Below are 23,788 nucleotides of genomic sequence, written 5' to 3'. Positions count from 1 at the left end.
GATGTCCTCCGAGCCCCGGACCCTCTTGATCGGCACATCGCCGGTGGACCCTGAGCGCGTAGCGCAGGCTGCCTTGGATCGGGCGTTTCACGTGAAACTCAACCATGATGCGTTGTCTTTGATCGGCCGATCACGCGAAGTGCTGGAGCGCGCTGCGAACTCAGGGCAGAGAATCTACGGCCTGAACACCCTCCTCGGATCCGGACGGGATACGGCCGTGGAGGAGAAGTCGGTTCTTGCCTATCAAATCCAAGTCGTCAGATACCACAACAGCGGCGTGGGCGGGCATCTGGACCGGCCCTCCGCCCGCGCTGTGATCCTCGCCCGGCTCATCGGCTTCAGCCGCGGCGGCTCCGGCGTGCGGCCGGAGACAGCCGGGTTCTACGCGGAACTGCTCAACCGTGGGGTTCTTCCCGCCATCCCGCGCGAAGGCTCAGTCGGCTCCTCGGACCTCACCCAGCTGGCCGCCGTCGCCGCCGTCGCCATCGGTGAAGGTGAAGCGATCGACGCGAACGGCACCCTGGTACCCGGGGCGAAAGCGCTCGCCGACGCCGGTCTTCAGCCGCTGCGGCTCGCGCCCGGTGAGGCCCTGGCCCTGGTCAGCGCAAACGCCTACTCGGTGGGGGCCGGCACCCTCGCCTTGGTGCGCCTGCAACAGCTGGCGGAACTCGCCGACGTCGCGCTTTCCCTCTCGCTTGAAGCCATTGCAAGGTACGACGGCGGCGGGAACCTCAGCCCGTTTTCGCCGGCTATCCAAGCGGGCAAGGCGGTGGACGGACAGAAGGACTCGGCGGCCGCCGTCCGTTACCTTTTGCGCGGCGGATGGTTGGAGGACGTTCGTCCCGAAGTCTCGGTGCAGGACGCTTTGTCATTCCGATCTGCGCCCCAGACGCATGGCGCTTTTCGCTCCCTGGTTTCACAACTCGGCGCTGCGTTGAGCGTGGAGCTCAACGGGCGTGGCGACAACCCCCTGGTTGATATTGAAAGCGGGCAAATGGTGTCCGGAGGGAACTTCCAACCGATGCAGCTGGCTCTTTCCTTCGAGGGCCTGCGGCTTGCGTTGGCGCACGTGGGGATCTCCAGCGAGCGGCGCATCGCCAAACTGTATCCGCCACAACGGGTGATCCGGGCCAGGCATCTGGAGGCTGCCGCCATGCACCTGGAGGATTCGTCGTCGAATGCGGTTTCCGGGTCCGGACCGGCCGCAGGGCTTGTGCAGGAGGAGTTGCCCGGGCTGCTCTGGTACTCCGCAGCAGGACTGCTGTCCGAACTGAAGTTCCTGGCAGCGCCGGCGACGCTCGGGGCACCCACACTCTCCGCCGACGTCGAGGACCACTCCACTTTGGCGCCGCTGGCGTTGCAGCAACTTGAAAGGTCCTTGGAGGTCTTGGAGAAATTGCTTGCTATTGAGGCTCTGACGGCGTCGTATCTGTTGTTCGAAGCGGGAGCCGCGCAACCGCTTGGGAAGGGGACCGGCGCTGTCGCGGGCCGGCTGGCTGATGTGCTGGCGGATCGGCCGTCCGCTCCGGACCTGGTGGAGCGCGCCCGACGTGAATTGCGTGAGGTGGTGGCGCTGGAATTGCCGCCGATGGCTCAAAGGGAGGGGACCACGTGAGTACCGCAATCAGGAAACAGGGCGCACATGCGGCGGCAGGGCTGCCGGATGGCCTGGATGCCTCCGTCCTGGATAAAGTGGGCAACACTCCGCTGGTGAAATTGGAAGCCCTGGGCCGTGGATTGGGCAGCACCATCCACATCAAGCTTGAGTCCGAGAACCCGGGCGGATCCATCAAGGACCGTACAGCGCTGAGCATGGTCCGGGCGGCCGAGCGCTCAGGAGAGTTACAGCCGGGCGCAACCATCGTGGAGAGCACGTCCGGTAATACCGGGATCGGGCTGGCGCTCATCGGGCGGCTGACGGGGCACCCCGTGGTGGTGGTTACGGGCGACACCATCTCCCAGGAGAAGCTGGCCGCGCTCCACAGCTATGGTGCGCGCGTAGTGCTGACAGACTGGGGCGCGCCCTCCGAATCGCCGGAGAACGCCCGCGCTGTGGCAGCGCGGATCACGGCCGAAACGCCCGGTGCGTGGCGGCCCATGCAATTCGACAACCCTGCCAATCCTGCGGCGCACTACCAAACTACCGGGCCCGAGATTTGGGAGCAGACCCACGGCCTGGTGACGCATTTCGTGGCCGGCATCGGAACCGGCGGGACCATTAGCGGCAACGGCCGGTTCCTGAAAGAGAAGGTCGCAGCATCGCGGGCGGGCGGGCATCTTGAAGTGATAGGCGCAGACCCCTACGGCTCCGCCTACAGTGGTGGCCATCCCGGGGAGATCCTGGTGGACGGCGTGGGTAACTCCTGGCCACAGGCTGAATGGCCCAAGGCCTTTGACCGCTCCATTGTTGACCGTTTCCTGCGCGTCCCCAACGACGAGGTCTACTCCACGGTGCATCGGCTCCTTGACGAGGAAGGGCTGGCGCTGGGTCCATCGTCCGGACTCGCCGTGGCCGCTGCCCTGCGCGTGGCCCGGGCCGCGCCCCACGGTTCGGTGGTGGTTGCCATAGCGCCCGACGCCGGAACGAACTACCTCAGCAAGGCCTTCAACCCGGTGTGGCTGGCAGAGAACGGCATCCACCTGGCCCGCGACGCCACCGAATAGCTTGCTCTCTCACTTCCAGCGGTCTTTGGGCGGATCTTCTCTCACTTCCAGCGGCTTTTGGGCGGATGTTCTCTCACTTCCAGCGGTCTTTGGGCGGTTCTTCTCTCACTTCCAGCGGCTTTTGGGCGGATGTTCTCTCACTTCACGCCCCGCTGGAGGGTGCACCCGCCTCTTACGGGCGCACCCTTCAGCGGCGGTTAGCCGGCCGCGAGCCTCCTGATCAACTCCGACTGACCAGGGAACTGCGCCACGAGTGCCTCCACATCTTCGCTCGTGGGCTTCGCGGAATCGCTCGGTTCATAGCCGGGGGACAGGCTGCAGCTCACCAGGACAAACCCGTCCCCAGCCAACTCAGCCCCGAACCACGTGGAATGCGGCGCCGCGCCATGCAGAATCTCACCAGCCTCCGGATCCGGACCGAAGACCGTTGATGAGTACCCCTCTGTCTGCGAAAAAACGTGCAGCCGGATGGGTGTGCCCAGATGGAAGAACCACAGCTCGTCCTGCTTCAAAGTGTGCAGCTGGAGGACTTCGCCCGCCTGCAACAAATACCAGTTGGAGCTGTACAGCGGATGGTCACTGCCAAAGCGAGGTGGCAATGCCCGCCCGGCGATTAGCTCGTCGCTCACCATTGCCGGCGCGAACCAGCCGCCAACGCCCGACGGCGTCATGTCCAACCGCTTGATCCACTCCTTCGCGTCGGGGCTGGCCGCGTCCGGGCTGGCGAAGTGGATGCCTGGGCTCCCGCCTGCCAGATCCACGTCAGTCATTTGGGGGATCCGCGAGTGAGAAACAGACAGTGATCCCGATGATGGCCCCGGTGTCCAGCGACCGGAGGAGCCCCTTCTGGGTCACGATGTCCACGTTCACCGTCCCGCCATCCTTCAACGGAACCTCGATGACTTCGTGGAAATTGAGCAGGGGTTTTCCGCTGGCCATCACCTCCTTGTCATGGGCAACATGGGCTGCCCGCGAGTCCTGATGCCCAATCAACTGGTTCTTGGTCATCCCCACGAGGTCGGCGAAGTTTTGGTTCACCCACAGGAAAACGGAATTCGCGTCCTTGACCACCCAATAGACGCCATCCTGCCTGTCCAGGACGTCGGCAACTGTCATCGGCGGCAAGGTGGGCAGGACTGCCGGGTCCAGGGCCGGAACCGCGGTCACAGCGCAACTCCCGTGCCGCCGTCGGCCTCCAACCGTTCGGCGAGGTCCTGCGTCAACGCAACCATGGTCATGGTTGGGTTCCAGGACCCGCCGGTCGGCCACAGCGAACCGCCCGCGACATAGACATTTTCGACGCCGTTGAGGCGGTAGTCGGTGCCGACGGTGGAGTCCTCGTCCTCGCCGATGGGAAGGCTGGAGCTCTCGTGCACGAGTCCCGGGACGCGGCGCTCGGGAATGCCGGGCCGGTCCGATCCCCAGGTTCCGGTGTCCGGATCGCCGTGCCAATACTCAACATGATCCGCGCCGTCAGGTGACAGGACGCGTTCCAACATCTGGAAAGTGCCCTCGTCCATGGTGTCCCATGTGGCATCGTCCGTGGAGTTGGCCAGCACCTGAAGAGTCACGTTGTTGGTGGGGTCCGCTCCACCGGAATAGCGCAGGTGGTTTTCCGGGTTATCGATGTCCAGCTCGCCCAGTACCGCGCACACGAACACCAGGTAGTCCTCTGAGGACTGCAATTGGGCCAGCGAGGCGGTGGCAACGACGTCAGGTGCGTAACGCTCGGACTTCTGGGCGTTCTTGTCCGGGCTCCGATCCGAGAGCACTGAGAGCTGCACGTGGTACTGCATGCCCGCGGGACTCATGCCTGCCATGTAGATGGCGGCCAGTTCCAACTCGCCCAGGGCCTCGCAGAACTCGAAGTCCTTGCGGGGGACCCTGGCAACGACGGACGTAATGAAGTGGGCGCTGAACTGCTCACCAACTCCAGGCACTTCGGGGAAGGAATTGAGGACCAGGGTGGCAGGTGGCAACGTGCCCATGGCAAGCACCAGGTTTGCGTCTCCGATGTTCACCACACCGCGGCTGGTATCGAGCGCTGTGGCCCGGCCGTCCTGCTGGATGATGCTGTTGACAGTGCAGTCCGTAACGATGCGGAGTGGAGATCCCTTGCCTGCGGCCGCCAGCCGTTGCTGCCTGTCCGATAGTTCAAGCAGCACCGATGGCGTTGAGAATTTGGCGAAGTCAATGCCTGAGGTCGCGCCCGAAGCTGCTGCCAATGGTGCCGGCATGGAGCGGGTGGCGGAGTCAATCTTGTGCAAGCCGGCCGCCAGCCGGTCCTGAAGTGCCTTCTGCATGATCCCGTAGACGGGCCGGGTGTTGTTGATGAGATCCACGACGTCGGCAGACGCCCCGGCGTCGATTTGGTCGACGCTGACCACATTCAGCAGATCCTCTGCGGTGGTGAAGTGCGCTTTTGCGGCATCCATGACTGCGCGTGGCCACCCGCGCATCTCGTCCTCTTCAGGTCGCGGACACCAAGCGCTCCACATAATGGAGCGGCCACCATAGAACGGAACCATTCCGTGCTGCCAGGAGATCTTGCCGGCGGGTTGGTTGGCCGTGGCGGCAGCCAGCGTCCATGGGAATGTTTCAGAAAGGCCGCCCAGGGTCTCGCGATAGGGCAACGGAAGGTTCTGAAAATGCTGGGGCAGGAAGAACGGACCCCGCTCAATAACCAGGATCCTGGCCTGGGGGTTAACGGTCAGGGTCCTCTCCGCGAACGCGTACCCGCAGAACCCGCTGCCGATGACAATATGATCGAATTGTTCCGTTTCGCGGACGTCTTTCCATTCTTCCTGGTTGAGGAAAAATACGTGGTCCATGACCTTCTGCGGGGAAGGATCCTGGGGGCCGGGCGTAGGAAACCCGTGGTTGAAATTTTGGGACGAAGAAACTGCACTCACAATGATGCCCTCCATCAACATTCTGTTCCCACGGCGTAGTGAAAACAGTGTGTCCTGCCGGACAGAGAGGGAGTTCTCCCGCCCCAGCAGGGATCACTGCGCCTCAGTGAACCACTGTTGGAATGAGGGCGCAATAGAAAGTGGAAGCGTATTTATTTGCGTCCTTGGGTGGGTGCTCCATTTGCATCGATTAGTAGTCAAGTCTCATTTCCAGCTTGTGATGAAGTGGTCATAAAATGTCGATAATGCGGCTTCCACCGCCCATCTCTATTTGATTTCGAGCCGGTGCTGCTCCGAGGGTGGATGCCTCTCACTCCGGCACTCCATACCAGTTGCGCTAGGCTCCAAGCATGCCTGAACAGGAAACAAAAGCACGTCTCGCCGGCTATCTGGATAAGCAACAGCCCGAGCTGTACGCAACGCTGAGCCACTATGCCCAACAGGTGGTTGGAGAAGCCGACCGCACGGGTGTCCCACGCCGGACCATCGAACTTCTGAACTACCTTGCGTCGCAGATCAACGGCTGCGCATTCTGTCTGGACCTGCACCATCGCCGGGCCTTGGGGTACGGCGAAACAGAACAGCGTTTGTCCTTGGTGGCTGTCTACAAGGAAGTGGCGCTGTTTGAACCGGCTGAGCGGGTGGCCATGGAAATCACTGAGCAGATCACCCGGATGAGCACGTCACGGCCGAGCCCTGAACTCTTCGAGCGGGCCCGGGAACACTACAACGACGAGCAAATCAGTGTTCTCTGCATGGCCGCGATTGGGATCAACGCCTTCAACCGCCTGTCCATCCTGAGCGAGCACCCCGTCAGGACGGCCAAGCCGAAGTCCTGAACTTGGGAGGCCGTTTGGCGTCCTGACCTGCTTTCAAACAACATCAGCCCCTGCGCAGCCGGAATGGGTTGCACAGGGGCTGATCTGCCGCCAAAGAAGGTCAGGAACCCACGGCAATCTTGGCGCGTCGTCCGTATTTGAAGTAGAAGAACGCGTAGCAAGCCCCTACGAACGGGATGCCGAACAGCAGGGCCGCTACCTGGTTGGGGTCAAAGGCAATGCCGATCAGGGACACAACGCACAGCGCGAACGCAAGGATCGGAACCAGAGGGAAGAACGGTGCCTTGTAAGGGAGCGTGCTGAGGTCGCCGCCGTTTCTGATAAACGTGCGCCGGTACACGAAGTGCGAGGCCACGATGGACATCCACACGCCCACAGTTGCAAAGCCGGCGATCGAGACGAGAACCAGGTACACGGTGGCCGGCGCCACAATGCTGCTGATCAGCGAGGCAAGGCCACCGAGCATGCTGACGCACAGGGCAATCATCGGGATGCCACGCTTGGTCAGCTTCCTGAACGCCTTGGGGGCGTGTCCTTCGTCGGCCAGCGAGAAGAGCATGCGGGCACAGGAGTACAGTCCGCAGTTTCCAGCAGACAACAGGGCGGTGATGATCACGAAATTCATGATGTCCGCAGCGAACGGAATGCCGAGCATCGAGAAAACGGTGACGAACGGGCTTTCGTCCACGCTGACCTTCTCGTAGGGGATGGTCGCTGCGATGACGGTGATCGCCCCGACAAAGAAGATCATGAGACGGATGACGGTGGTCCGCATGGCCTTGGGGATGTTGGCGCCGGGATTGGATGTTTCGCCGGCGGCCACACCGATCAATTCGGAGCCTGAGAAGGCGTAGAAGACTGCCAGGCAGGTGACGAAGACGCCCGTGAAGCCGTTGGGGAACAGCCCCTCGGGTGTGCTGAAGTTGCTCGTGAGCGACGGGTAGTCGCCTGCGGCGAGCGGGTGGAAGCCCATCAAAGCGGCGCCGCCCAAGACAATCAGGCCGACGACGGCGGCAACCTTGATGAGCGCGAACCAGAACTCTGATTCACCGAAGACGCGCGATGAGATGGCATTGAGGGTGAACAGGACGCTGGCGAATATGAAGCACCAGATCCAGACGTCGACGCCAGGGAACCAGCGCTGCATGAGCAGGCCGGCGGCAGTGAATTCGGAACCCAACGCCACCGCCCAGCAAAGCCAGTAGAGCCAGGCCGTGGCGAAACCGGTGGCAGGTCCGATGGTCCTGGCAGCGTAGATGTGGAAGGCACCTGAAACGGGGAACGCAACGGCGAGTTCCCCGAGGCATGCCATCACCAGGTAGACCACCACGGCTCCGATAAGGAACGCGAGAACGGCGCCCAAAGGGCCCGCGGTGGCAATGGTGTAACCCGAGCTGACGAAAAGGCCTGAGCCGATGACGCCACCCATGGCAATCATCACCAGGTGCCGGGCCTCCATGGATCGGCGAAGCCCTGCCTGTGAGGCGCCAGTCTCCGACTGCGCCTCGGGTGCCGATGCCTCGGCTGTTGTGGGGGAGCTGTGTCCCATATTCCCTCCGGGAAGTTAGCCAGCAAAGTCTCAAATGGTGTTGGGAGGACGTGATCCAACTAACACGAGAACAAGATTCATCACATGACGGACGCCCATTTCAAGGAGGATAAGGAACGCGATTGAACCCCCGTGAAGGTCACTGCTGAGACCAAGAGTTCCTTATCAATAAGTCATGCGAGCAATTACTCTACTTGTCATCTGCTAGGTTCCAAGCGGAGCAGAGTAGGCCTCAGTCTGGCCGGCCGGAATTACTCGATCCCGGCAAACAGCTCATTCAGTTCGGCAGTGAGCTGCTTCCGGACAGCGGGAGTACCGATCTCGTGGCCGTTGATGTGATTCACGGGCGCGATCAAGCGGATGCTCGAAATGAGCCAAACGGCGTCCGCCTCGAACAGGTCCTGCGGCACCAGCGGCCCATACCCGAGCTCCCAGCCGGCAGCCTTCGCGGCGGCGAACAGCGCGCCCTGCGATGTACCGGGGAGAATGCCGCTATCCAGTTGCGGCGTGATGAGGCGACGAACAGTCCTGACGGAACCCTCGCCGTCGTCCACTGTCTCGAGGTGGGCGAGCAACACAGTGGACGTCGGCCCCTCAAGGACGCGGCCATCCGTGGAGGTGAAGATAGCGTCATCGGCACCCTGCTTGTGGGCGTAACGCAGCGCAGCCATGTTCACGGCGTAGGAGAGCGTCTTGGCGCCCAGCAGCAGCCACGGCGCGCGCTCGCCGGCTTCGGTGTCGAAGCCGCGGTCCAGGAGGACGACGTCGATGCCCGTCTCGCGCTGCCGGCGGCTGCCTGCGGGTGAGGGCGAGGCCTGTACCCAGCATGTGGGGCTCGCCGCACCTTCAACGCCACGGGTCACGATCAGTTTGATGACGACTTCGTCCTCTTCGGGTGTCGGCGCGGGGTGCACCGTGCGGAACTCCGTGATCGCGGTGTCAATCGCCCTTCGCCAGACGTCCTGCTCCGGAATAAACAAGTCCAAGGCAGCTGCGGAAGTGCCCAGCCGGTTCAGGTGTGCCTGCACTTTGCGCGCCCTGCCCTGCACGGCCAGAAGGGACTCGAACACGCCGTCGCCACGGGTAGCGCCCAGGTCCGTGGCCATGAGCTGGGGCTGGCTGGAATCGGCAATGCGGCCGTTTTCGAAGGCCGGGTCCAGGAAAACGAGAACCGTGGGGGCAGGAGAAGTCATGTTCCCAGCTTAGTGCGGCACCCCGGTGCGGCCCTCCTGCACGGCGGGCGGATAGGCTGTGGTCACCGTTAGTTCTTGGACCGTGGGGGTTGTGGAGTGCTTTTTCCTTTTCCGATTGGCCCGGAATGGACCTGGCTTTTAGGTGCTTGGGCCATTGCGGAAGTCATCATGCGCATCGTGCTGCTGGGCATCATTCCCGGAAACCGTCGCCCCACAACGGCCATGGCCTGGCTTCTGGCTGTTTTCCTCGTCCCCACCGTTGGGTTCGTGCTCTTCCTGCTTTTTGGCAATTTCCGTTTGTCCAAGCGCCGGCGTGAGCAGCAGGAACAAGTGAACCATCGTGTTCGCGCTGTAACCTCCGACCTGGCCGACCCCGTCAGCACCTATCCTGGCCCGGAGTGGGTGAAGTCGGCGGGTGAGTTGAACCATCGCCTTGGCTCGCTGCCCATGGTTGATGGCAACAAGGTGGAGCTCATTCCTGGCTACCAGGAGTCCATTAAAGCCATGGCCGAAGCAGTGCGGGGTGCTACGGACTACGTCAACGCAGAGTTCTACATCATGAGCAGCGACTTCGTAACGGATGAATTGCTCACTGAACTGGAGAAGGCCGCCGAGCGGGGTGTCACCGTCAGGCTGCTCTTTGACCACATCGGAACGCTGCGCATCAAGGGCTACCGCCGCTTGGTCCGCCGGCTCAAGGCAGGCAAGATCCAGTGGAAGCGGATGTTGCCACTGCTGCCCATCCACGGCCAGTGGCGCCGCCCTGATCTCAGGAACCACCGCAAGATCCTGGTCATTGACGGGACGCTGGCCTTCACCGGCTCCCAGAACCTGATCGAGCCCTCCTATAACAATCCCAAGCATCGCCGTGCGGGCCGTCAATGGGTTGAACTCATGGCCCGGCTTGAAGGGCCGATTGTGGCCACCCTCAACGTAGTTTTCGCGACCGACTGGCTCAGCGAAACCGACGAATCACTCGAGAGCCAGCTTCGCCTTCCCGCCCAGCCCTCCCCGGGACAGGTCACGGCCCAGGTGGTCCCCAGTGGTCCAGGGTTCGCCACCGAGAACAACCTGCGCCTGTTCAATACGCTGATCTACTCGGCGCAGCACAGGATCTCCATCTGCAGCCCATACTTCGTGCCTGATGACTCCCTGCTCTATGCGATCACTACAGCTGCCCAGCGCGGCGTGGATGTGGAGCTCTTTGTCTCGGAAAAGGGTGACCAATTCCTGGTCCACCACGCCCAACGCTCCTACTACGAAGCACTGTTGGAAGCGGGTGTCCGCATCTACCTGTACCGGGCGCCGTACGTACTCCACGCCAAGCACTTCACGATCGACGACGAAGTTGCGGTTCTCGGTTCCAGCAATATGGACATGCGCTCCTTCTCCCTGAACATGGAAGTTTCGGTGATGCTGCTGGGCGCCGAAACCGTGAACCTCATGCGGGCCGTGGAGTCCACGTATCGCGAGGTATCCCGTGAGCTTACGTTGGACGACTGGATGGACAGGCCCCCCTTGGCCAAGTATGTGGATAACGTCGCGAGATTGACCGCGACGCTCCAATAGTCCTCAGCCGGGGAAGTCGGCCCCGAGCGTCGACAACACGCCAAACGCCTTGGTCCGGATCTCTTCGTACTCGTCGTCGGCCACCGAATCGGCGGTGATTGCCCCGCCAACGCCCAGGCTCAGCGCGCGCCCGCCGTCGTCGTCAGGGTTAACAACCAGGGTTCGGATCACGACGGCGAGGTCCGTGGCAGCATTAAGCGAGAAGTAGCCGATTGCTCCCGAATAAATACCGCGGGGACCCGCCTCAAGCTGGTCAAGAATGTCCATGGTGCTGATCTTCGGCGCCCCGGTCATGGAACCGGCAGGGAAGGCCGCAGCCACCGCCTCTGCCCGCGGAGCGCCAGGGCGGAGATGCGCGTCCACGGTGCTCACCATTTGATGCACCGTGGCGTAGCTTTCGATCGCGCACAAGCGGCTGACCGTCACCGAGCCCGGAATGGCGAAATGGCTCAGGTCATTTCGCAGCAGGTCCACGATCATGATGTTTTCGGCGCGGTCCTTCAGCGACGTCTCCAGGTCGCGGCGCAGCTCGGCGTCCTCCGTGGGGTCGGCGGAACGCCCACGCGTGCCTTTGATCGGCTCGGCCCGCATGCCGCCGTCGGAGAGAATCCGCAGGAAGCGTTCGGGCGAAGTGCTCGCGACAACCAGCTCGCCGAACCGAAGGTAACTGGCGAAGGGTGCCGGATTGCGGCGACGCAATGCCCGGTAGCTCTCCCACGGATCAAGCCCGCCGGCAGGGGCTTCAAGCATGGTGGTCAGGCAGACCTCGTATGAGTTGCCTTCGCTTATTTCATGCTGGGCGTCGGCGATTTTGCGCTTGTAGTCCGTCGCGCTGTCACGGCAAGTGAATTCCGGAGCCACCTCGGAAGCTGGCCCGACGGCGGAAACAGGGGCGGCTGAAGCAGCCCCGACGGCGGTTCGGGCCTCGCGGAACCAGTCATCGGCGTCGGGCGCGTCCAAGGCGAGCAGCCACACAGTGTGCTCGCGATGATCCAGCACCACGGCCCGTCCAGCGAAGAGCAGGGCGGCGTCGGGAGTCCCGGCCTGGACGTCGTTCCCCCCGGTTTCCCGCTTGAGCTCGTAGCCCAGGTAACCCAACCAGCCGAGCGTGAACTGGCCATCGTAGCCGCGGGGTGCGCGCACGGCCCGGCGTCCCCATACGGAATCGAGCCAGCGGAAGAAGGGTCCGGCGGTTTCCACGGTGGCTGTTCCGGCCGTTACCTGGGTGGTTCCCTGACGGTGCTGGACGGACTGTCCGAACGTGCCGCCGTCGTCCGCCAGAATGCTGAAGCGGCTTCGGGCAGCGGCCTGGGACGTCCCTGAAACCGCGGATGCGTTGGAGGAATCCAACCAGACAGCGTTGGCCGAGGAACCGTAGAGGTTCTGAAAGAGCGCCTCGGCGTCAGGAGCGGCGCTGATCTTTTCGGACCGGAGCTGCAGGCCGCGGCGCGCGCTGAGTTCCGGCGAGAGGATCGCTGCCAGCGACGGCAAGTACCGCATGGCCTGCAGGACGTCGTCCGGGGCGTTGCCATCCGCGAGGTTCTGGACACGGATGTCTGCTGCGCCGATGACAGGGTCAGCTTCGAGCCAAAGATCTTCCTGGGCGGCCCAAGTGTCCCAATACGGTTCGTAGGTGTTTCCGTCACGAGCCAAAGCCCGTCGACGGCGGTCGTCACCGGGGGATTCGACCCAGACGATCGCGTCCAGCATGGGGCGCGCGGCGTTCGCTGCTGCCCCGACACCCTCGACGATCACGATTTCGGCTGGCAGTGTTACATGCAGCGCGCCGTCGTAATGCCGTTCCCAATCCCAGCTGACCCACTCTGCTGCCTCGCCTTGGCTCAAGGGCGTCAGGACCGTTGCGATGTATCGTTCGATGCCTGTGGCAAGGCCGTTCCACCCGGGATAGATGTCTTCCAGATGGAAAAGGGAAACCTTGTGGTGCTCCCGAAGGCGGGCCGCCAGCTCGACGGCCAGCGTGGTCTTGCCCGCGCCGGACCGCCCGTCGACGGCGATGATCACGGGTGCAGGGGTCATGACATAGAGGTTACCTGCTGGTGCTCGGTGGCTCCGTCCCGGACGTCGCTGGCGCTACTCCCGGGGTCTTCCGCAAGGGCAGCGCCCACATGGCCCACAATGCCTGGAATGGCGGCTTTGATGAGGGTCCAGGTGTTGTCGAAGTCGGTGTGGCCGCCGTACCAGGGATCCTCGATGCCCAGATCCAGGGAACTGCGCCCAGCCATCATGGGATCGAAGCTGCGCAGCATCCGGACTTTGGCCAGCGATTCGCGATCCGGCGCGCCCTCCTGGAGCCAGCCGAAATGGTCGACGTCCAGCGCCAGGATGAGATCCCGCTCAGCGAACCACTCCTGCCGCCACTGGCGTGCGACGTGATCCTCGGAAGCGATGTGGTGGGCGGTCAGTTTGCGGGCCGCCCGGGGATCGATCGGGTGCCCCACCTCGTACCCGGTGGTGCCTGCTGAGTCCACTACGACCAGCTTGCCGAGCCCTTCCGCTTCGAAGGCTTCGGTAAGCATGAGCGCTGCCATGGGCGAGCGGCAGATGTTTCCAGTGCAGACCGTGATGATGCGGTATGGGCTCGTCGTTGAGTACATGCAGCAAGCATGGTTGATGGCACCCCTTCTTGGCTAGGGGCCACTTCACAACGAAGTCACTTTTCCTGTCAAAGCTGTCACAGGGTGTATGAGGGGCGGCTACTGGGCCACTGAGGCTGGCGCAATTTCTGTGGCCGACGACCCGGCAGATGCCGCTTCCGCAGCGAGCGCAGAGGCAGTCAGGTAGACGGTACGCATGACGGCGGCGCGTCGCCTTTCGAGGCGGCCGGGGTCGTTCCCGGCCATGAGCCCATCGAGTGCAGGCAGCACGGGCGCGGCATCGCAAAGACTCACGATGGTGATGAGGAGATCGCCGGCGTCTTCCCTTGAGATTCCAGGAAGGGCTGCAATGGTGCTGTTGACCTTGGACGCACAGTTGGCCATCCGTTTGGGCAGGCCCACAACTTCAGCGCCGCGTTCCAGGCCTTCCCAGAAGAGGAGGCGCGGCGCGGTCGCATCTTTTTGGTGGTGGTCAAAGAGCCGGCCAGCGTAGTCAGCCATGGCCTCCGGACCCTTTCCATGGATGGGTACTTCGTCCATGAGGGAGCTGAGCGCGGCGACGATAACCGCGTCAAAAAGGCCGTTCTTGTTGCCGAAGTACTGGTAGATGCGTTCCTTGTTGACACCCGCCTCAGCCGCGATGCGGTCAATCCGGGCCCCGGCAAGTCCGCGCGCGCAAAACTCGGACGTCGCCGCTTCGAGCAGGAGTGACTTGGTGCGTTCTATGTCCCATGCCATAACTACAGATTACCATTTCCCAACCAACTAGTTGTATTTGCTCCCGAGTGCGGTTATGGTGGGACCAAGCTAAATGCAACTATCTGGTTGGAGAATGCCATGACCACTCAAACAACGCCGGAAATCGCCGTTCAGTCATCGTCACCCGCAGTCCCGGCTCGCGCGAAAGTGCCCTCCGTCCACGTGAGGGCACTGATCACCTGGCTCGCGATCTTCCCCTTGGTATCCATCGGCATGCTGTTGCTCGGCCCGATCATGGAGCCGTGGCACCCTATCCTTCGGGCGCTCCTGCTGACGGCGCTTGTGGTCCCGGCCGCGGTCTACGTTGTGGTCCCCAAGCTCATGGCCGGCCACGGCGCCCTCACCCGCAAGGCAGTGGAGCGCTCGGCCCAACGCGCAGCCCGCAAGCCCAGCTAACCCACCTGGGACGCTGGGACTAAACGCTCCGCAAGCGCTCCACATCCGCGATGCTGGGATAGGCGGCCTGGGTGCCCTTCTTCGTGGCCGCCAACGCGGCAGCCACTGAGGCGAACCCGGCGGCGTCGGCGAGGGAGTCTCCGGCAGCCAGGCGTGCAGCGACCGCCCCCGTAAAAGCATCACCGGCACCCGTGGTGTCGACGGCCGAAACGCGGGTAGGGGCAATGCGCGTGATCTGGTCCTGGGTACCCCGGGCCAAAGAATCCAGCACAACAGACCCGTGGGCGCCCAGCGTTACCAGCACGCGCTGCAAACCCCGGTCAGCAAACTGGCTACGTACCGGCTCCCAGGCTTCGGCCTCCGCGTCTGCGGCAGGAACGTCGGCTTCGCCACCAAGGAACAGTGAGGCCTCGTGCGCATTGACCAGCAGTACGTCGCTCAACTCGGCCAGGACCTCCGGCGCCTCCGCGTAAGGCGAGAGGTTCAACAAGACGGTAGCGCCGGCGTCGTGCCCTGCTTGTGCAGCGGCGATCACAGTATCGATCGCGACTTCAAGGCAGAGGCAGACAACCGCAGCATTGTTGATGGTGTCCGCTGCCGCGCGCACGTCCGCCGGGGTTAGAGTCCCGTTTGCCCCGGCCGAGATGATGATGCTGTTCTCGCCGCCGGCATCCACCGAGATGACCGCGACGCCCGTCGCGGCATCCGAGCGTCGGACGCGGGTAACGTCCACGCCGGCGTTGGCGGTCGACTCCAGGAGCATGGTGCCGTTGGCGTCATCGCCCACTGCGCCCACCAGGCTGACCTGGGCACCGAGCTTGCTGGCCGCCACCGCCTGGTTGGCACTCTTGCCACCGGGATTTACGGCGAAACCATTGCCGTGGACCGTCTCGCCGGGCTTCGGGAGGCGGTCGCAGTAGATCGTCAAATCGGCGTTCAGGGAGCCGACGACGACGATCCCCGCCGTGGGTGCTTCGGCTTCTGTGCTCATGCGGTGACCTCTTTCTCGGACGTCTCGGTGTCCGCACCTTCGGTGACTTCGGCATCAACCGGTTTGGGGATCAGCAGTGAGGCTCCGAAGGCGGCCAGGGTGATGGCGAGACCCACCACCACAACGGTGAGGTACGACGCCTTTGCGTCGCCAAGTGCCGACGTTGCAACGAGGACCGCGGGCAGGACCAGGAAGCTCAGGCCGGCGCCGAGGTTGAAGGCGCCCGCGTTCATTCCGGGAAGGAAGCCCGGATTGCCTAGGGGCGAGAGGACCACACCGAGTCCGTTCAGCATGATGTTGACGGTACCGGCGTACATGATGCCCAGCAAGGCCGTGCCCACGATCATCATCGGCAGGTTGTTCAGGCCGAAGAGCGCGATGATCGCCAAGGCTACGAGGCTGCCCACCAGGCCGATGCGAAGGACCTTCGTGTAGCCGAGGACCGGGGCGAGCCTGCCGCTGATCGGGCCGAAGAGCCAACCCAGCAGTGCGTACGGCGTGAGGATCATGAGTGACATCTCGGTGGGGCCGACGCCGAAGCCGGGTTCGGCCGCCTGAACGAAGGCAGGGACGATCCCATTAATGACGGCGAAGATACCGGTCATGGTCAGTGTGGTGGTCAAAAGCGGAGCCCACGTGGAACGCTGCCGCAGGTGCACGGTTTCGACCATGGGCTGCTTGGCGCGCTTTTCAACAGTCCAGAAGGCGAAGAACGCGACGGCGGCAACCAGGATGAGGGCGACTGCGAGGGTCAAGGTGCCGGCGTCGAAGGCCGTTGCCAGCTTGGAGCCTTCGTTCAGTGCCGTCAGCAGTGCGCCCACGGCGATCACGATGAAGAAGACGCCCAGCCAGTCCATGGTGGTTCCGGCGGCGGGCTTGCTTTCGCCGGCCAGGACAGCGATCAGAACCGTCGCCACGAGTGCCAGTGCCACCATCAGCCAGAAGATGCTGCGGAATCCGAAGTTCTCGGCGAAGTAGCCGCCCACGAACGAGTCGACGCCGGCCACCCCACCGTTTACCGCGGTGATGAGGCCCATGAGGGTGCCGTATTTGCGGGGGTTGCTCACTGCGGAGCGGAGCATGATGAGGCAGAGCGGGACGGTGGGACCGCTGACGCCCTGGATGATGCGGCCTACGAAGAGCCACGTGACATCGGGTGCGAGTGCGGCGATGACTGAACCAACTGCCATCAGGAGCATCATGCCCACAAGGATCTTCTTGCGGCCCACGATGTCGCTGAGGCGGGGGAGGAAGAGGGAGAACAGTGCGGCGGCCGTGAAGAACCAGGTCTGGGAGAGGCCGATGGTTGCTTGGTCGGTCTGGAGCTCATTGCCCATGGTGACCAAGGCGGGACTGAGCATGGAGGCGTTGAGCTGGAAGGCTACGCAAGCTGCCAGCAGGGCGACCATGAGGGCGGTGACATTGCCGTGCGTGGACTTGGTTTCTGCGGGAATGGACATTACTTGGCCTCTCCTGCTGTCACTGCCGCTGCAGCGTCGGTGACGTCCGCCGCAGCGGTGGCGTTAGCTCCGGCGTCGAGCGTTGGTTCGCCAATCCGTTCGATCGCGTCCGTGACCAAATCCCAGAACTTCTTGTGGTCCAGGTCAACAGCCACTGACGTGTGGCAGTCCTCCGGGGCGGGCGCGCGGAAGTCCGCAACGGTCATGCCCAGGGTGAGCTTGCCCTGCAGTTCGATGTCGACGGGGACCTTGCGGGTGGTCATCACGGTGGGGTCGATGACGTAGGCGACCGCGCACGGATCGTGGACAGGAGGGTGGTCGAAACCCTGGGCATCCTTGTAGGTCTTTTGGAAGAAGCCCATGAGTTCCATGACGAACTTGGCCGGCTTGGTGCCGATTTTTGCGATGCGGTCCACTACTTCGTCGGTGGCCAGCGCCTGGTGGGTGAGGTCCAGGCCGACCATCACCACGGGCCACTTTTCGTTGAACACGATGTGTGCGGCTTCGGGATCGATGATGATGTTGAACTCGGCAACGGCGCTCCAGTTGCCCACGTGGTAGCCGCCGCCCATGAGGACGACTTCCTTGACGCGATCAACGATGCGGGGCTCCTTGCGGGCGGCCATCGCGATGTTGGTGAGGCCCGCGGTAGGGACGAGTGTGACGGTGCCCGGCTCATGCGCCATGACGGTTTCAATGATGAGGTCGACGGCGTGGCGCGGGTCCAGCTCGATGGTGGGCTCGGGCTGTTCCGGACCGTCCATGCCGGAATCGCCGTGGATGCTCGGGGCAGTCTCGATGGTGCGCACAAGGGGACGGTCGCAGCCGGCTGCGAAGGGAACGCCAGTGATGCCAGCGATCGTGGCTACCGAGAGGGCGTTGCGCGTGACTTTTTCGAGGGTCTGGTTGCCCACCACGGTTGTCACTGCGAGGAGCTCGATGTCCGGGTTGCCGTGGGCCAGAAGCAATGCCACTGCGTCGTCATGGCCGGGGTCGCAGTCAAGAATGATCTTCTTGGGTGCTGTCATGGGGTTGGGGTCCACGTTTCGTCTCCACGTCATTGGGGCCTGCCAGGGTCTTGCCTGAAGCAGGGCGGTAAGCATTCATTGGGAATTCTGGCACTGCTTCCGATCTCACGTCAAGCGCTTAACGTTAATTGCGTTAAACGCTTGATGCCTTGAGGGGAGTAGTCCGTGCCGCAACAACGCTACGATCGAAGCATGGATACCCTGGATCGGCGGAACCCCCGCGCACCCCGTGTAACGGCCGCGATGGTGGCTGCCCGGGCCGGGGTTTCCACGGCTACCGTCTCCTTGGTGGCCAACGGCAAGACGCAAGGGCGGGTATCCGAGGACAACATCTCGCGGGTCCGCTCAGCGATCGCCGAACTTGGATATGTGGTGGACAGCATTGGGAGTTCGCTGGCACGCGGAGTCAGCTCCATCGTCATCCTCGTGACGCCCGACGTCTCCAACCCGTTCTTCGCCAACGTCATCGCAGGCGTCCGGGAATCGCTGGGCCCGGAATACCAACTGCTGCTCTCGGTGACCGATGCAGGGGAGTCGCCGCAAGCTGAGGATGTCCGCAAGTTGTTGGCCCTCCGTCCGGCCGGCTTGCTGGTGGGTGCCCCCAGTGCCGGGTTTCTTCAGGACCTGGCCGCGGCCGGACCGCTGGTGCTCCTGGATGCCCCGGGGCTGGAGTCCTACGCCCCGTCCGTGAACCTCGACGTCGCGCAAGGCGCACGTGAGTTGGCCCGACACCTGGCAGCCTCCGGACATACCCGGGCCGCCTACGTGGACGGCATTACCGGCACCACCACTTTCCACCTGCGCAGGGAAGCCTTCCTTGAGGAGGCCGCCGCGTGCGGGCTCCTGGTTGCCGACGGGCATGTCATCAGTACCGCGATCGACGTCGGTGCTGCCGCCGCCGCGTTCGCCGACGCCTGGCCCGCGTGGCAGCGTGAGGGGGTGACCGCCGTCGTCTGCGGTACCGATACCCACGCGTATGGCGTGCTGCAGGAAGCGCGTGTGGCGGGCGTGCGGATTCCTGCCGAACTGGCTGTGGCGGGCTTCGATGACCTCCCGTATTCAGCCACCAGCAATCCCAGCCTCACGAGCGTGCACCTGCCCGCGACCCCGCTTGGACTCAAGGCGGGGGAGCAGCTGCGCGGGCTCATGGAGGGCCGGGATTTGGAGGAGCCCCACGTGACGCTGGAGAGCTCCCTGGTGGTTCGCGGTTCTACCTCGTTGGGCTAGCGCGGCTTTTGGCCCGCTTAGTGGATGGTGGCGAGCAGGATGCCAACCAGGACGAAAAGGCATCCGAAGATGCGGTTGAGGACCCTCTGGCCGCGCTCGTCATGGGTGAAGCGCTGGAATGAACGTGCTGCCAGAGCGAAGAAGAACCACATCACCATGATGTCGATGGCCAGGATCGTGGCGGTCAGCACTGCATATTGCTGGAGCAGCGGCTGCTCTGGCCTGATGAATTGCGGCATGAAGGCAAGGAAGAACACGATCGCCTTGGGGTTCAGCAGGTTCACCCAGATACCGCGCTGGAACATGGACATCGCCGACTCGTTCTTGCGGCTGTCCACCTTTTCCTCGTCCAGGTCCGGCTTGTGCAGGAACTGCCGGATCCCCAGGTACACCAGATACGCGGCGCCTGCGTAGCGGACGACGTTGAATATCACGGGCGAATTGGAGACCAACACACCCACGCCCAAGGCCACGATGACGATGTGGATGACCAAGGCCAATTGTTGGCCGAGGATGCCCCAGATGGAGCGTCGGAAGCCTGAATTGAGCGAATTGCTCATGGTGAAAATGGCACCGGCGCCGGGAGTGAAACTGATCAGGGTGCCGGAGCCAACCAGGGCCAGCCAAAGTGAAAACTGCACCATCTCAGCTTATGCCGGTGAGACGGGTGCCCGGGACGCGTTGGGTCCTGACCTTGTTCGGCCATCCAGATAGTGGGTTGAAGCCCAAATGGGTTGATTTCCGCAGGCCTGGCGTCCGATGAGGGTCAGGAAGCTACGGCTTAGGGCAAACTGGTGCCGTGAGCGGAATCCCGTGGGTGCTGCACGTTGACCTCGACCAGTTCATTGCCGCGGTCGAGGTCCTCCGGCGGCCTGAGCTTGCCGGCAAGCCGATCATCGTTGGCGGCCGGGGGGATCCTACGGAACGCGCTGTGGTGTCCACTGCATCGTATGAAGCCAGGGCGTTCGGCGTGGGTTCCGGAATGCCACTGCGCACAGCTGCCCGGAAAGTGCCCGATGCCGTGATCCTTCCCGTCGACCAGGAGGCTTACCTGGCGGCCTCGCACGTGGTGATGTCCACCCTGCGCGCACAGTCGGGCGCCACGGTTCAGGTGCTGGGCTGGGATGAAGCCTTTGTGGGCGTTGAAACCGAAGATCCTGAGGCATACGCACGACAGATCCAAGCTGCCATCCTGGAGCAAACCCGGCTGCATTGCAGCGTGGGCATCGGCGACACCTTGGTCCGCGCGAAGAATGCCACGGATTTTGGCAAGCCCGCGGGAATCTTTCGGCTGACCAAAGAGAACTGGCTCACGGTCATGGGAAGCAAACCCACCAAGGAACTGTGGGGCGTTGGTCCCAAGGTGTCTGCCCGGCTGGCCAAACATGGGATCACCACAGTCGCCGAGCTTGCGGCGTCCGATCCCCAGGACCTGGTCCCGGAGTTCGGCCCCAAGATGGGCCCTTGGTATGCGCAGCTAGGTCGGGGTGAAGGCTCCAACGAAGTGGACGACACCCCGTGGGTTGCCCGCGCACACGGCCGCGAGACCACGTTCCAGCAGGATCTCACGGAACCCTCACAGATCAGCGACGCCATCAAGGAGCTGACAGCGCGCGTCCTCGAAGACGTGGCAGCTGAGGGGCGGCCGGTGGTGGGGCTGACCCTCAAAGTCCGTTACGCGCCGTTCTTCACCAAGACCTACGCACGGAAGATCCCGGAGACCTTCGACCGGGACGAAGTCCTGGCGCAAGCCCTGGACGTCACGGCGCGGATCGAGCCCGACCGTCCCATCCGGCTTCTGGGACTACGCGCCGAAATGTCGATGCCCGACGACGCACGAAAGGGACACACCCCGACGCGTAGCGGATGGTGACATGCACGACGGCGGTCGGCCGGCTACCAGCGCGGGTGGATCGCTTCGCGGAAATAGCGGTCATAGATGTCCTGGACCCCGGCGGTGAGTCCTGAACCGACGTCCTGCATCGCTCCCGCCTCAGCGTTCGCATGTGCCTGCGCTGAAGAACGGGCACCGGGGATGACCGTGCTGACACCGTCCTGGGCGATCACCCAGGCGAGGGCCGCTTGGGCGGTGCTGACGCCGTCGGGCACTAATGCGCTGAACTCTTGTGCGGCCTTAACGCCGGTGGCGAAATCGACGCCCGAGAAGGTCTCGCCGACGTCGAATGAGGAGCCGTCGCGGTTGTAGTTGCGGTGGTCGTTCTCCGCGAACTCGGTTTCCGGCGTGTACTTTCCAGACAACAGTCCAGACGCCAGCGGCACTCTGGCGATGATGCCGACTCCGGCCTGCTTTGCTGCCGGGAGAACTTCATCGAGCGGCTTCAGCCGGAAGGCGTTCAGGATGATCTGGACGGACGCGGTATTCCCGCGGTTGATGGCTTCAAGGGCTTCGTCGGTCCGCTCGACACTGACGCCGTAGTTGCGGATGACGCCTTCGCTGACGAGCGTGTCCAAGGCGTCGTACACCTCATCCCGCGTGTAGACGGCGGTGGGCGGGCAATGCAATTGGACGAGGTCCAGGGTGTCCTGCTGCAGATTCCGCCGGGAACGGTCAGTCCACGCGCGGAAGTTGGCGAGCGTGTAGTTTTCGGGCACCTGGTCCACGCGCCGGCCCATCTTGGTGGCAACCAGCAGGTCCAACCCGGGATTGGCGCGCAGGAAGCGTCCGATCAGTTGCTCGCTTCGGCCATCGCCGTAGACGTCGGCCGTGTCGAAGAAAGTAACCCCGCCGTCGACCGAGGCCTCCAGGACGGCAAGTGCGTCTTCCTCTGTGACGTCACCCCAGTCCGCTCCGAGTTGCCACGTGCCTAGTCCAACGGTGGACACCGACCGGCCGGTCTTACCAAGTATGCGTTGTTCCATGGATTCGACTATATGGGGTCAAGACTCGTCCATTCGCGCCACTTTGCCCATCAAGTACCGCCGCTCCTGGAGGCTGCCTGTCTTTTTGGCGGCCACGAGGTAGGCGGCGCGCGCGTCCACATAAGAGCCTGCCATTTCATGCAGGTGGCCCCGCACAGCATCCAGGCGGTGTGAGCGACCGATCGCCGAATCCAGCCCTGCGAGCAGCTCAAGCCCAGCGGTTGGCCCCTTCACCATGGCCACAGCCACAGCACGGTTCAGCGTCACCACGGGACTTGGCGCCACGGCTTCAAGGACCGTGTACAAGGCGAGGATCTGGGGCCAGTCCGTTTCGGCATCAGAGGGCGCCTCGGCATGAACGGCCGCGATCGCGGCCTGGAGTTGGTACGGTCCAGCCGCGCCACGACCGAGCACGGAAGAAAGGAGCACGATGCCTTCCTCTATCTGCCCGCGGTTCCATAAACTCCGGTCCTGTTCGGACAGCGGCACGGGCATTCCGTCAGCCAGGGTGCGCGCGGCACGACGGGAGTCCGTCAGCAGCATCAGAGCGAGCAAACCGGTGGCCTCCAACTCGTCCGGCGCCACGCCCACCAGCAGGCGTGCCAAGCGGATCGCTTCGGTGGTGAGGTCTTCGCGCTGCAGTGAGTCGCCCGAGCTTGCGGCGTAGCCTTCGTTGAAAATCAGGTACAGGACGTGAAGTACGACGCCGAGCCTCGCCTTCCGCTCGGACTCCGGCGGCATGTCGAAACGGGCGCCTGCCTTCTGGATCCCCTGTTTCGCACGGCTGATGCGCTGGCCCATGGTCGCCTCGGGGACGAGGAAAGCAGAGGCGATTTCCGCCGTCGTGAGTCCCCCTACGGCCCGGAGTGTCAAGGCGAGCTGCGATGGCGCACTTATTGAGGGGTGGCAGCACAGGAACATCAGGGTCAGGGTGTCGTCGGCTTCAGACGCCGTGCTGTCCTGGAAGCTGACCTCCATGGCGGCGACGCGTTCCTCCCGGGCACGGCGCGCGCTTTCACTGCGCCATACATCAACCAGCCGGCGGGATGCGACAGCCAGCAGCCATCCTTTGGGATTTGTTGGCAGCCCGGATGGCCATTGCACCGCTGCCTCAATGAGGGCCTCCTGGACGGCATCCTCGCAGGCATCGAACTGGCCGTGCTTGCGTGCCAGCACGCCGAGGACCTGCGGCGCCAACGTGCGCAGCAGGTCCTCGATGTCGCGTGGGGGAACGGCCAAACTAGACCTCCGGGGGACCGTCCGGGATAGCGCGGAGTTCCACCACCTGCGAGTACTTGACGATGCTCGAGCAGATTTCCACGGCGCGTTCCTCGCTGGCCACATCCACCACCCAGTACCCGATCAGCGATTCCTTCGACTCGGCGTACGGCCCATCGGTGGTGATGATGCCGTCCGGGGTCTGCTTGACCAGCTGGGCTGTACCGGGATCGGCCAGTCCGGCGTTGAAGACGAGTTCGCCGGACTGAGTCAGGTCCTTGTCGATCTGGATCATGAACCCGATCATTTCCTTGACCCACTCCGGGTCGGCAGTTTCCATCATGCCCTCGGCGGATCCGAACATCATGATCATGTATTTCATCTCAAACTCCTTATGAAGTGGCGCCCTGTTTGGGTGCTTTCACTCATGGGTCGGAACTGCGGGGCGCTTTTCTACATGGTTCGGCAAAGTTTTTTTGGGCCAGGAA

Annotated in this window: 22 protein-coding genes; 7 read left to right on the top strand and 15 right to left on the bottom strand. The window is 63.4% G+C overall.

The features are described 5' to 3' along the window. The first annotated feature begins 1 nt into the window (after nucleotide 1). Together J2Y41_RS11805 and J2Y41_RS11800 are read left to right on the top strand one after the other, a co-directional pair. On the top strand, nucleotides 2-1,615 hold the full coding sequence (locus J2Y41_RS11805; RefSeq protein WP_309928581.1) for an aromatic amino acid ammonia-lyase: 1,614 nt from the start codon (nucleotides 2-4) through the stop codon (nucleotides 1,613-1,615). Further along, the gene (locus J2Y41_RS11800; RefSeq protein ID WP_309928580.1) at nucleotides 1,612-2,664 is read left to right on the top strand and encodes a cysteine synthase family protein; all 1,053 of its coding nucleotides are present in this window, start codon (nucleotides 1,612-1,614) and stop codon (nucleotides 2,662-2,664) included. The genes J2Y41_RS11805 and J2Y41_RS11800 overlap by 4 nt, the downstream gene beginning before the upstream one ends. A gap of 197 nt (nucleotides 2,665-2,861) precedes the next feature. Here J2Y41_RS11800 and J2Y41_RS11795 read toward each other — a convergent pair whose 3' ends face one another. From J2Y41_RS11795 to J2Y41_RS11785, 3 genes are read right to left on the bottom strand one after another with little or no spacing between them, the layout of a single operon-like run. Next, nucleotides 2,862-3,434 carry a cupin domain-containing protein gene (locus tag J2Y41_RS11795; RefSeq protein ID WP_224089301.1) on the bottom strand — a complete coding sequence of 191 codons (573 nt, stop codon included), beginning with the start codon at nucleotides 3,432-3,434 and terminating at the stop codon, nucleotides 2,862-2,864. Then, nucleotides 3,427-3,831: a PAS domain-containing protein gene (locus tag J2Y41_RS11790; protein ID WP_224089299.1), complete on the bottom strand. Its 405-nt coding sequence runs from the start codon at nucleotides 3,829-3,831 to the stop codon at nucleotides 3,427-3,429. Before J2Y41_RS11790 ends, J2Y41_RS11795 begins: the two co-directional genes overlap by 8 nt. Continuing rightward, complete coding sequence (locus tag J2Y41_RS11785) at nucleotides 3,828-5,495, bottom strand: GMC oxidoreductase (protein ID WP_224089297.1); 1,668 nt, start codon at nucleotides 5,493-5,495, stop codon at nucleotides 3,828-3,830. The genes J2Y41_RS11790 and J2Y41_RS11785 overlap by 4 nt, the downstream gene beginning before the upstream one ends. A gap of 431 nt (nucleotides 5,496-5,926) precedes the next feature. Here J2Y41_RS11785 and J2Y41_RS11780 point away from each other — a divergent pair, with 431 nt between their 5' ends. Beyond that, complete coding sequence (locus J2Y41_RS11780; protein WP_224165525.1) at nucleotides 5,927-6,415, top strand: carboxymuconolactone decarboxylase family protein; 489 nt, start codon at nucleotides 5,927-5,929, stop codon at nucleotides 6,413-6,415. Nucleotides 6,416-6,515: 100 nt separating this feature from the next. Here the strand turns inward: J2Y41_RS11780 and J2Y41_RS11775 are convergent, their stop codons facing one another. Next, on the bottom strand, nucleotides 6,516-7,964 hold the full coding sequence (locus J2Y41_RS11775) for an amino acid permease (RefSeq protein ID WP_224089293.1): 1,449 nt from the start codon (nucleotides 7,962-7,964) through the stop codon (nucleotides 6,516-6,518). Between the two features lie 251 nt (nucleotides 7,965-8,215). Next, entirely contained in the window at nucleotides 8,216-9,157 is a 942-nt protein-coding gene (locus tag J2Y41_RS11770) for an aminodeoxychorismate lyase (RefSeq protein WP_309928579.1), read from the bottom strand. 96 nt (nucleotides 9,158-9,253) lie between these two features. On the opposite strand from J2Y41_RS11770, the gene cls reads away from it, so the two are divergent. Then, nucleotides 9,254-10,726, top strand: a complete 1,473-nt coding sequence (gene cls / locus J2Y41_RS11765) for a cardiolipin synthase (RefSeq protein WP_224089291.1) — start codon at nucleotides 9,254-9,256, stop codon at nucleotides 10,724-10,726. 3 nt (nucleotides 10,727-10,729) lie between these two features. Here the strand turns inward: cls and pabB are convergent, their stop codons facing one another. From pabB to J2Y41_RS11750, 3 genes are all read right to left on the bottom strand, one after another. Further along, the gene (pabB, locus tag J2Y41_RS11760) at nucleotides 10,730-12,763 is read right to left on the bottom strand and encodes an aminodeoxychorismate synthase component I (RefSeq protein WP_309928578.1); all 2,034 of its coding nucleotides are present in this window, start codon (nucleotides 12,761-12,763) and stop codon (nucleotides 10,730-10,732) included. Then, on the bottom strand, nucleotides 12,760-13,341 hold the full coding sequence (locus J2Y41_RS11755; RefSeq protein WP_309928577.1) for a low molecular weight protein-tyrosine-phosphatase: 582 nt from the start codon (nucleotides 13,339-13,341) through the stop codon (nucleotides 12,760-12,762). The genes pabB and J2Y41_RS11755 overlap by 4 nt, the downstream gene beginning before the upstream one ends. A 99-nt stretch (nucleotides 13,342-13,440) precedes the next feature. After that, nucleotides 13,441-14,079, bottom strand: coding sequence for a TetR family transcriptional regulator (locus J2Y41_RS11750; protein WP_309928576.1), 639 nt, complete (start codon nucleotides 14,077-14,079; stop codon nucleotides 13,441-13,443). 99 nt (nucleotides 14,080-14,178) lie between these two features. Here J2Y41_RS11750 and J2Y41_RS11745 point away from each other — a divergent pair, with 99 nt between their 5' ends. Continuing rightward, nucleotides 14,179-14,496, top strand: coding sequence for a hypothetical protein (locus J2Y41_RS11745; RefSeq protein WP_309928575.1), 318 nt, complete (start codon nucleotides 14,179-14,181; stop codon nucleotides 14,494-14,496). 19 nt (nucleotides 14,497-14,515) lie between these two features. On the opposite strand, the gene J2Y41_RS11740 is transcribed toward J2Y41_RS11745, so the two are convergent. Genes J2Y41_RS11740 through J2Y41_RS11730 form a run of 3 tightly spaced genes read right to left on the bottom strand, consistent with a single transcriptional unit; the run spans nucleotide 14,516 to nucleotide 18,008 of the window. After that, on the bottom strand, nucleotides 14,516-15,487 hold the full coding sequence (locus J2Y41_RS11740) for a ribokinase (RefSeq protein WP_309928574.1): 972 nt from the start codon (nucleotides 15,485-15,487) through the stop codon (nucleotides 14,516-14,518). Beyond that, nucleotides 15,484-16,947, bottom strand: a complete 1,464-nt coding sequence (locus J2Y41_RS11735) for an MFS transporter (protein WP_309928573.1) — start codon at nucleotides 16,945-16,947, stop codon at nucleotides 15,484-15,486. Before J2Y41_RS11735 ends, J2Y41_RS11740 begins: the two co-directional genes overlap by 4 nt. Then, complete coding sequence (locus J2Y41_RS11730) at nucleotides 16,947-18,008, bottom strand: nucleoside hydrolase (protein ID WP_309928572.1); 1,062 nt, start codon at nucleotides 18,006-18,008, stop codon at nucleotides 16,947-16,949. Before J2Y41_RS11730 ends, J2Y41_RS11735 begins: the two co-directional genes overlap by 1 nt. A 159-nt stretch (nucleotides 18,009-18,167) precedes the next feature. Between J2Y41_RS11730 and J2Y41_RS11725 the strand changes: the two genes are divergently transcribed. Then, the gene (locus tag J2Y41_RS11725) at nucleotides 18,168-19,202 is read left to right on the top strand and encodes a LacI family DNA-binding transcriptional regulator (protein WP_309928571.1); all 1,035 of its coding nucleotides are present in this window, start codon (nucleotides 18,168-18,170) and stop codon (nucleotides 19,200-19,202) included. 17 nt (nucleotides 19,203-19,219) lie between these two features. Here the strand turns inward: J2Y41_RS11725 and J2Y41_RS11720 are convergent, their stop codons facing one another. Continuing rightward, nucleotides 19,220-19,846 carry a LysE family transporter gene (locus tag J2Y41_RS11720; RefSeq protein ID WP_309928570.1) on the bottom strand — a complete coding sequence of 209 codons (627 nt, stop codon included), beginning with the start codon at nucleotides 19,844-19,846 and terminating at the stop codon, nucleotides 19,220-19,222. A 173-nt stretch (nucleotides 19,847-20,019) separates the two neighbouring features. On the opposite strand from J2Y41_RS11720, the gene J2Y41_RS11715 reads away from it, so the two are divergent. Beyond that, a complete protein-coding gene (locus tag J2Y41_RS11715) occupies nucleotides 20,020-21,075 on the top strand; it encodes a DNA polymerase IV (protein WP_309928672.1) in 1,056 nt (351 codons plus the stop codon). A 23-nt stretch (nucleotides 21,076-21,098) separates the two neighbouring features. Here J2Y41_RS11715 and J2Y41_RS11710 read toward each other — a convergent pair whose 3' ends face one another. From J2Y41_RS11710 to J2Y41_RS11700, 3 genes are read right to left on the bottom strand one after another with little or no spacing between them, the layout of a single operon-like run. Further along, nucleotides 21,099-22,082, bottom strand: coding sequence for an aldo/keto reductase (locus tag J2Y41_RS11710; RefSeq protein ID WP_309928569.1), 984 nt, complete (start codon nucleotides 22,080-22,082; stop codon nucleotides 21,099-21,101). 18 nt (nucleotides 22,083-22,100) lie between these two features. Further along, the gene (locus J2Y41_RS11705; protein ID WP_309928568.1) at nucleotides 22,101-23,321 is read right to left on the bottom strand and encodes a DUF6596 domain-containing protein; all 1,221 of its coding nucleotides are present in this window, start codon (nucleotides 23,319-23,321) and stop codon (nucleotides 22,101-22,103) included. Between the two features lies 1 nt (nucleotide 23,322). Beyond that, entirely contained in the window at nucleotides 23,323-23,682 is a 360-nt protein-coding gene (locus J2Y41_RS11700; protein ID WP_309928567.1) for a YciI family protein, read from the bottom strand. Nucleotides 23,683-23,788 lie beyond the last annotated feature (106 nt).

This window comes from Arthrobacter sp. 1088, assembly GCF_031455315.1.
Taxonomy (GTDB): Bacteria; Actinomycetota; Actinomycetes; order Actinomycetales; family Micrococcaceae; genus Arthrobacter.
This window is presented reverse-complemented; position numbering and strand designations above follow the sequence as displayed.

Bases quoted from the DNA above. Each gene is read 5' to 3' on its own strand.
- J2Y41_RS11710 (WP_309928569.1), bottom strand. From the start codon at position 22,082: ATGGAACAACGCATACTTGGTAAGACCGGCCGGTCGGTGTCCACCGTT.
- J2Y41_RS11750 (WP_309928576.1), bottom strand. From the start codon at position 14,079: ATGGCATGGGACATAGAACGCACCAAGTCACTCCTGCTCGAAGCGGCG.
- J2Y41_RS11805 (WP_309928581.1), top strand. From the start codon at position 2: ATGTCCTCCGAGCCCCGGACCCTCTTGATCGGCACATCGCCGGTGGAC.
- J2Y41_RS11720 (WP_309928570.1), bottom strand. From the start codon at position 19,846: ATGGTGCAGTTTTCACTTTGGCTGGCCCTGGTTGGCTCCGGCACCCTG.
- J2Y41_RS11740 (WP_309928574.1), bottom strand. From the start codon at position 15,487: ATGAGCACAGAAGCCGAAGCACCCACGGCGGGGATCGTCGTCGTCGGC.
- J2Y41_RS11700 (WP_309928567.1), bottom strand. From the start codon at position 23,682: ATGAAATACATGATCATGATGTTCGGATCCGCCGAGGGCATGATGGAA.
- J2Y41_RS11730 (WP_309928572.1), bottom strand. From the start codon at position 18,008: ATGACGTGGAGACGAAACGTGGACCCCAACCCCATGACAGCACCCAAG.
- J2Y41_RS11770 (WP_309928579.1), bottom strand. From the start codon at position 9,157: ATGACTTCTCCTGCCCCCACGGTTCTCGTTTTCCTGGACCCGGCCTTC.
- J2Y41_RS11795 (WP_224089301.1), bottom strand. From the start codon at position 3,434: ATGACTGACGTGGATCTGGCAGGCGGGAGCCCAGGCATCCACTTCGCC.
- J2Y41_RS11725 (WP_309928571.1), top strand. From the start codon at position 18,168: ATGGATACCCTGGATCGGCGGAACCCCCGCGCACCCCGTGTAACGGCC.
- J2Y41_RS11785 (WP_224089297.1), bottom strand. From the start codon at position 5,495: ATGGACCACGTATTTTTCCTCAACCAGGAAGAATGGAAAGACGTCCGC.
- J2Y41_RS11745 (WP_309928575.1), top strand. From the start codon at position 14,179: ATGACCACTCAAACAACGCCGGAAATCGCCGTTCAGTCATCGTCACCC.
- pabB (WP_309928578.1), bottom strand. From the start codon at position 12,763: ATGACCCCTGCACCCGTGATCATCGCCGTCGACGGGCGGTCCGGCGCG.
- J2Y41_RS11780 (WP_224165525.1), top strand. From the start codon at position 5,927: ATGCCTGAACAGGAAACAAAAGCACGTCTCGCCGGCTATCTGGATAAG.
- J2Y41_RS11735 (WP_309928573.1), bottom strand. From the start codon at position 16,947: ATGTCCATTCCCGCAGAAACCAAGTCCACGCACGGCAATGTCACCGCC.
- J2Y41_RS11775 (WP_224089293.1), bottom strand. From the start codon at position 7,964: ATGGGACACAGCTCCCCCACAACAGCCGAGGCATCGGCACCCGAGGCG.
- J2Y41_RS11755 (WP_309928577.1), bottom strand. From the start codon at position 13,341: ATGTACTCAACGACGAGCCCATACCGCATCATCACGGTCTGCACTGGA.